This is a genomic window from Burkholderia sp. DN3021, from assembly GCF_049805555.1.
Classification (GTDB): domain Bacteria; phylum Pseudomonadota; class Gammaproteobacteria; order Burkholderiales; family Burkholderiaceae; genus Burkholderia; species Burkholderia pyrrocinia_C.
On sequence record NZ_JBNCAB010000017.1, the window covers coordinates 1 to 8,421 of the forward strand.

Here is an 8,421-nt window from a genome sequence, read left to right on the forward strand (position 1 = left end):
GCGCGGCCGGCTGGCCGCCGGCGGCCGGCGCCGGCGCATCGGCGAGCCGGCCGGTCAGCTGGGCCGGGTCGTCGGCGAATCGTTCCAGCAACGCGCGGATGGTGTCCAGCATCTGCCGGACCACCTCGGGGGCGACGCGGTGCGCATCGTGCGCGATCTGGAAGCTGACGCGCGTATCCGGGTGTACGGTCAGGGTCAGCGGGTAATGCGCTTCCGCGAAGGCGCGGGTGTCGAGGATCTCGATGTCGTCGGGCCCGAGATCGGGGGCGGCGGCAACCGGGAAGTTCTCGAACACCAGCAGGCTGTCGAACAGGCTGTCGCGGGCGGGCAGTTCGCTCCACGACTGGATATCGACCAGCGAGCTGTACGAATGCGGCTCCATCGCCGTCTGGGCTGCGTGAACCGTCGCCAGCCATTCGATGAAGGGGCGTTCCGGCGCGATGCGCAAGCGAAACGGCAGCGTGTTGATGAACAGGCCCACGATCGACTCGACGCCGTCGAGCTGCGGCGGGCGACCGGACACGGTGACGCCGAAGACGACGTCGTCCGTCCCGGCGTGGCGCCGCAGCACCAACGCCCAGACCGCGCGGATCAGGACGTTGAGGGTGAGGCGATGGGTTCGCATGAGCGCTTGCAGCCGAGCGGTCAGGGCCTCGTCCAGCAGGAATTGCTGGGTCCTGCGTTTGTCGTGCCGTGCGGCATCGCCGGAGATCTGCCCGGCCGGATGGGCTGCGATCGGCGTGGCGGCATGAAACCCGGCCAGTTCGGCGCGCCACCAGGTTTCGTCGGCCGAACGAGGATGGCGCGCGAGCCAGTCGATGTACCTGCGGTATCCCGGCGCCGACGCTGCGACCGCAGGCACGCCGGTGCGGACGAGCGACAGGTAATCGGCGAACACTTCCTTCATCAGGGTGGCGGTGCTCCAGCCGTCGAGAATGATGTGGTGTGCGCTCCAGCAGAACCGATGGCGTGCCTCCGCTTCCTGAATCAGCGTGCAGCGGAACAACGGCGCCCGCTGCAAATCGAAGCCGCGCTGCCGGTCGTCGGCGAGGAATGCATCGAAGTCCTGCGCGCGGCGGGATGCATCGCGGTGTCGCCAGTCGAGGAACGTCCACGGCAGATCGACCGTGTGCCGGACGGTCTGGACGGGATGATCGCGATTGGCCCACGCGAACGCGGTACGCAGCACGGCATGGCGCGCGAGCGCATTGGCCCAGGCTTGCCGGAGCGCCGGCACCTGGAGCGGGCCGCTGACGACGAAGCTGAACTGCTGGAAATAGGCAGCGGGATCCAGCTCGTATAGCGAATGGAACAGAATGCCCTGCTGCAGGGACGAGAGCGGGTAGCTGTCTTCGAGGTCGTCCCACGCGGTGTCGGGAACCGACGCCGCGAAGTCGAGCAACCGGTCCTTGAAGTGCGCGGCCAGGTTTTCGACCGTCTGCCGCTGGTGGAGACGCTCGCCGTAGCGCCAGTCCACCTGAAGCCTGCCGTCGGAAACGGCGGCGACGATCTCGAACGCATGCGTGCGCAGGGCTCGCTCGGAGCGCAGCGAACCGAGGTCTTCGGCAGCCGGGCTCCAGCCATCGGATTGCTGCAGCACGGTATCGAGTTGTCCGTGATAGTTGAAGAGGATGTCGGCATTCGGCAGCGCGGCGAGGCTGTCACGAACGGCGTCGTCGGGGCCCAGGTAGCGGAGCAGCGAATATCCGAGGCCTTCGGCCGGAATCCGGCGCAACTGTTGCTGCGCGTCGCGCAACGCCTGCTCCGGCGTCTGCGTCGCGTCGACCTCGAGGACGATCGGATAGATGGAGGTGAACCAGCCCACCGTCCTGCTGACGTCGATCGGCGCATCGGACACGTGGCGGCCGTGACTTTCGACATCGATCCGGGTGCGCGCGTTGCCCGTGACCATGCTGCATGCTTGCGCGAGCGCGACGAGCAGGACGTTGTTGATGCGGGTGTCGTAGGCCCGCGGCAGCCGGCGCAGCAACGCCGCGGTTTCGGCTTCGTCCAGCTCGAATGAAACGGATGCCGCGTCGCCGACCGCGTTGTGGGCCGCGCCCGCGGCCGGATAATCGACCGGCATGGGCTCGACGTCCTGCGACAGGAGGGCTTGCCACAGTGGGGCTTCGTCGCCGATGGCAGGCGACCGGGCCAGTTGCTGCAGGTGCAGGGCCCATTCGCGGAACGAAGTCGTCTTCTCGGACAACGGCTGGCCGTGGTAGGCGGCATGCAGGTCCTCGAGGAGCACGCGCCATGACACGCCGTCCACCGCAAGGTGATGAATCGACACGAACAGGCGGGCGAGCGGCTCGTCGGCAAAGCAGAAAAGCCGGGCCGCCAGCAACGGGCCATGCGTGATGTCGATGCCGCGTTCCGCTTGCGCAGCGGCTGCGCGCATGGCCGCCATGCGCTCGCCGGCGTCGCCTGCTATCGCTTGCTTCGCAAAGAGCGCCGGCATCTCGCCAGCTGCGACGACTTCTTGCGTCCAGCCGCCGGCGCTGCGCGAGAAACGCAGGCGCAACGCATCGTGATGTTCGTAGACTTGTCGGAACGCGTCGGCGAGCTTCGACGCGTCGATATCCGACGGCACCTGAATCAGGACCGTTTGATTGTAGTGCGACGGCGCATCGATCTCCTGTTCGAAGAACCAGTGCTGGACCGGGGTGAGCGGCGCATCGCCCAGCGGGCTGACGCTCGGCGCATGCGCTGCCCGTTCTTCAGGCGCGGCGGCCAGTTGGGCGACGGTCTGATACTGGAACAGTTGTTTCGTCGTCACGCGAAGTCCCGCCTGATTGGCGCGCGAGATCACCTGGATGCTCAGGATGGAGTCGCCTCCAAGTTCGAAGAAATTGTCGTGAATGCCGATGGACTGCAGTTGCAGCACGTCTTGCCAGATGGACGCCAGCAGGACTTCCCTGGGTGTGACGGCAGGCGCGTGCAACCGGGCCGCGTTGACCGTGTCCGCCGGGACGGGCAGCGCCTTGCGGTTGATCTTGCCGTTGGGCAGCATCGGCAGGGATTCGAGCGCGACGAACCTCGACGGCACCATGTAGTCCGCGAGCTTGCCGCTCAGATGGCCGCGCAGATCGGCGATGTCCGGCGATGCGGTCGCGACATAGGCGATGAGGAACGTTCGGGCTCCGTCGGTTTTCGCGATCACGACACAGTCGTCGACCGACGGATGCTCGCGCAGCGCGGCCTCGATTTCGCCGGGTTCGATGCGCAGGCCGCGCAGCTTGATCTGATGGTCGATGCGGCCGAGGAACTCGATGTTGCCGTCGGGCCGGTAGCGCGCGAGATCGCCGGTGCGATAGAGGCGTGCATGCGGGGCGGCGGAGAACGGATCGGCAATGAACTTCTCGGCGCTCAGTTCGGGCTCGCCGTGGTAGCCGCGGCCGACCGGCGTGCCGCCGATCAGCAGCTCGCCCGCCACGCCGACCGGCACGGGTTGCAGCTGCGCGTCCACGATATAGAGGCGGGTATTGGCGATGGGCCGGCCGATCGGCACGATGCGGTGCGGGTCGTCGCGCCGGCATTCCCAAGCGGTCACGTCGACGGCGGCCTCGGTGGGGCCGTAGAGGTTGAACAGCCTGACGTCGAGGCGCGCGAAGCAACGCTGCTGCAGGTCGAACGGCAGGGCCTCGCCGCTGCATACGACGCGGCGCAGCGACGCGCAGTGCGCGTCGAGGTCCGGATGATCGAGAAAGGCGCGCAGCATCGACGGCACGAAATGGATCGTGGTGATCCGTTCGCGCTCGATGAGTTCGACCAGGTAGTCGGTCTCGCGCTGGCCGCCGGGGCGGGCGAACACGAGGCGCGCGCCGGTGATGAGCGGCCAGAAGAATTCCCAGACCGAGACGTCGAAGCTGAACGGGGTTTTCTGCAGCACGGCATCGTCGGCGTCGAGCGCGTAGGCGTGCTGCATCCAGAGGATGCGGTTGGTGATGGCGCGATGGGTGTTGAGCGCGCCCTTGGGCCTGCCGGTCGAACCGGAGGTGTAGATCATGTAGGCGAGGTTCTCGCCGCTCAGCGCAGGCGCGGGGTTGGACGCGGGCGCGGCGTCGAGGTCGAGCGCGTCGCGATCGACGACGATCACGCGGGCGTCGGTGTCGGGCAGCGCGTCAAGCAGATGCTGCTGGGTGAGGAGCCAGCGCAACTGCGCGTTGTCGATCATGAAGCGCACGCGCTCGGCGGGGTAGTCGGGATCGACGGGGACGTAAGCGCCGCCGGCCTTGAGGATCGCGAGCAGCACGACGATCATGTCGAGCGAGCGCTCCATGGCGACGCCGACGAGAGCATCGGGAACGACACCGAGTTCGATGAGGCGATGGGCGAGGCGGTTGGCGCGCAGGTTGAGTTCGGCGTAGGTGAGCGAGGCGTCGTCGCAGACGGCGACGACGGCGTCGGGCGTGCGCTCGACTTGCTGTTCGAACAGCCAATGCAGCGGTTGTTCGGCGTCGGCGCCGAAATCCATCTCGGTCCGGTTCCACTCGACAGTCAGCAGGTTCCGCTCCGCATCGCTCGACAACGAAAGCTCGCTGAGCGGCCGGTTCGGATCGGCGACCACGGCATCGACGAGCGTGCGGAAGTGTTCCGCCATGCGATCGATCGTGGCGGCGTCGAACAGGTCGAGGTTGTATTCCAGCGAGCCCGCGAGGCCGTGGTCGGCATCCTGGATATGCAGCGTGAGGTCGAACTTGGCGGTGTGGGTCTCCACCGACACCGGCGTTGCCACGAGACCGGGGAAGTTCACCGCATGGGGCTGCGCTTTCTCATACGCGAACACGGCCTGGAAAACCGGCGTGCGGCTCAGGTTGCGTTCGAGCTTGAGCGAGTCCACCACCTGCTCGAACGGAATCTCCTGGCGGCTGTAGCCGTCCAGCGCGACGCGCTTCACGCGCGCCAGCAGTTCGCCGAAGGTCGGATTGCCCGACAGATCCACGCGCAGCGCGAGCATGTTCGCGAAGAAGCCGATCAGCGGCTCGGTCATGCTGGAACGCCGATTGGCGATCGGGGAGCCGATGACGAGGTCTTGCTGGTTGCTGTACCGCGAAAGGAGCAGCGCATACGCGGCGAGCACGACCATGAACGTGCTGGTGCCGGACGCACGCGCGATCGCGCGCAGGCCGTCCGTGCGTTCGCCGTTCAACTGGAACGGCAGAACCGCGCCGTGAAAACGCTGGATGGCGGGCCGGGGGCGATCGGTGGGCAGTTCGATCAGGTCCGGCGCGTCAGCCAGCGCCGCGCTCACGAGCGCCAGTTCCCGATGCGTGTCGGCCGACGCCAGGCGTTCGTGCTGCCAGGCGGCGTAGTCCGCGTACTGGACGGCCAGTTCCGGCAGAGGCTGGCCGGCATAGAGCGCGGCCAGTTCGCCGATGAGGATGCCTGACGACCATGCATCGGAAATGATGTGATGCATCGTGATGCCGAAGACGTGCAGGCGCTCATGCACGCGATACAGCACGACACGATAGAGCGGCCCGGCGGCGAGATCGAATGGGCGGTCGGCTTCCTCGGCGAGCAGCGCGAGCGTGTCGGACTCGGTGTCGACGTCGACGACGTCGAGCGCGACCGGCGCCGGCGGGGCGATGCGTTGAACCCCGCGGCCGTCGACCGCGGGAAACGTGGTGCGCAGGATCTCGTGACGCCGGCTGATTTCGGACACGGCGGCCCGCAGGCGCGCGATGTCCAGATCGCCGTCGAAACGCAGCGCGCTCGAGATGTTATAGGTGGCCGACGGGCCTTCCAGTTGCGCGAGGAACCACAGGCGCTGCTGCGCAAAGGACAGCGGCAGGTCGTTCGCGCGCGAGCGGGGCAGGATGTTGCCGGCCGTCGAACCGGTCCGGTGCGACGACGCTTCGATCAGGTCGGACACCGCGCTGATGGTCTGGAGTTCGAAGATCGCGTCGATGCCGATTTCGACGGAGAAACTGCCCCAGATCCGCGAGACGAGCTGCATGGCCTGCAGCGAATCCCCGCCGTAGTCGAAGAAGCGGCCGGTGAGATCGACGGCCGGATTGTCGAGCACTTCGCGCCAGATGCGCACCAGTTCGAGCTGGATCGGCGTGGCGTCGAGACTGGCGGCGTCGAGACTGGCGGCGGCAGGCTCCAGGGCCAGGAGCGCCGGGCGATCCAGCTTGCCGTTGGCGTTCAGCGGAAATTCGGCGATCGGGACGATGTCGGACGGGACCATGTAGTCCGGCAGTTTCCCGGCCAGATAGGCCCTGAGGTCCGGCACGCTCAGGCTCGCGGAACCCTTGACGTAGGCCGCCAGCTTGCGCACCCCGTGGGCCGATTCGCGCAGCATGACCGCCGCGCCGACGACATCCTCATGCGCGGCGATCGCGGCCTCGATCTCGCCGAGTTCGACGCGGTGCCCGCGGATCTTGACCTGATCGTCGACGCGTCCATAGCACTGGATCTGTCCGTCGGGCAGCCAGCGGCCGATGTCGCCGGTGCGATAGAGGCGCGCTTCGCCGGTGAACGGATGCTCGACGAATTTCGCGGCGGTGACGTCGGGCCGCTGGTGGTAGCCGCGCGCGAGGCCGTCGCCGGCGATGCAGATTTCCCCCGGCACGCCGATCGGAACCGGCCGCAGCGCTTCGTCGAGCATGTACACGCGAGTGTTGGCAATGGGCCGGCCGATCAGCACCGTGGACGGCGCGTCCTCGACGCGCTCGACGATGCAGCCGACCGTCGCCTCGGTGGGACCGTATTCGTTGTAGATTTCGATCGCGGGATCGATCTTCCGCAGCGTGGCGATGTGCTGGGGCGTCAGTTCCTCGCCGCCGACGATCACCTTGCGCACGCCGGAGCGTGCCAGGTTCATGTATTCCAGCAGGTGAATGTGGGTGGGCGTGAGCTTGAGGGTGTCGACGCCGCTGCCGGGCTGGAACATCCGGGCCAGGATGGTGTCGATGCTTTCCGACTGCGGATAGATGCGCAGCGTCTTGCCGCGAACCAGCGGGCAGAAGATGTTGGTCAGCGTGAAATCGAAGCACAGCGAGCTGTACAGGCCGAAACTGCCGGTCGAGCTGTCCGGAAAGTAATACCCGGCGGCCCAGGCAATGTAGTGGGCCAGGTTCCGGTGTTCGAGCAGGCAGCCCTTCGGTCGGCCGGTCGAGCCGGACGTGTAGATCACGTAGGCCAGGTTCGCCGGCTCGGCGCGGCGCGGCGGATTGTCCGGCAGCGGCGTCCAGCCGGGAAGCTCCTGATCCAGCAGCAGCGTCGCGCCGGAGAATTCATACCACTGCGCCAGTTGACTCGACTGGGTCACCAGCAGCGGCAGGCCGGTGTCGCCGAGAATGTGATTGATCCGTTCGGCCGGATACGCCGGATCCAGCGGAACGAACGCCGCCCCCGCCTTCAATATGCCGAGAATCGCGACGATCATCCATTCGGAACGGTCGAGCATGACGCCGACCAGCGATTCCGGGCCGACGCCGTAGTGGTTGACCAACTGATCCGCCAGACTGTTGGCCCGGGCGTTCAGGTCGGCGTAGGTCATCAGCGAACTGTCGGTGACCAGGGCCGGCGCCGCCGGCGTGCGGGCGACCTGCGCCTCGAACATGTCGACGACCGTGAGGTGGCCGGGCCCGGCCGCCGCGGTTTCGTTGAAGGCGGCCAGCAGCCGGCGCTCTTCCGGCGGGCTCGATTCGATGTCGCCGACCGGCTTGTCGAGGTGTTCGAATGCCTCCAGCACCGCGCCGAGGCTGTTCGCGAAACCGTCGATGACGAACGGCTCGATGGCGCCGGTATGACGGAGCTCGATTTCGCCGCGCGCGAGCCGCAGGTGCAACTGCAGGTCGTCGTCCTGATCGGTCAGCGCGTGGTGCACCCGATCATCCACCAGCGCGACTTTCGTGAGCTGCGCGAGATCCATGTCCTTTTCGTTGCGCACGAGCGTTTCCAGCGGGAAATGGTGCTCGGCGTAGCTGTCTTCCACGATTCCCGCCACGCGCGACAGGTAGTCCTCGACGCGCTCCTCGGGACGGACCTCGATGATCAGCGGAACGGTGGCGGCACGGGCCGGCGGATGCTCGGCAAGCCCCGGCGTTCCGAGCACCGTGACCGGAATCCGGAAGTATTTCCAGAGCAGGAACGCAATGCCCGCGGCCGTGACGGCGAACTCGGCAAGCTCGCCGTCGCCGATGCGCCGCAACAGGTCGAGCGACGCGGGCGTGAGCGGCACCGTGCGGGACAGCAGGCGACCCGGCTGCCGACTCGGGGCGTGCGCTGCGATCCGGTAGACGCCGGTCACCAGGGAAAGGCTTTCGCGCCAGAAGCGCGCGGTATGCGCATAGCGATGGTCGGTGACCAGCACGTTATTGTCTTGCACAGGAAACTCCTTGAGACGTTTTGTTCACCTGAAACAACCCGAAGCAGCGCGCACGGCGCCCGCTGCTCGAACTCCGGCCG

1 protein-coding gene is annotated in these 8,421 nt (G+C 67.1%); it reads right to left on the reverse strand.

Translation table 11 applies throughout. The annotated features are described in order from the left end of the window. On the reverse strand, positions 1-8,341 hold an 8,341-nt coding region (locus ACPUER_RS11285; RefSeq protein ID WP_425131096.1), incomplete at its 3' end, for an amino acid adenylation domain-containing protein. Positions 8,342-8,421 lie beyond the last annotated feature (80 nt).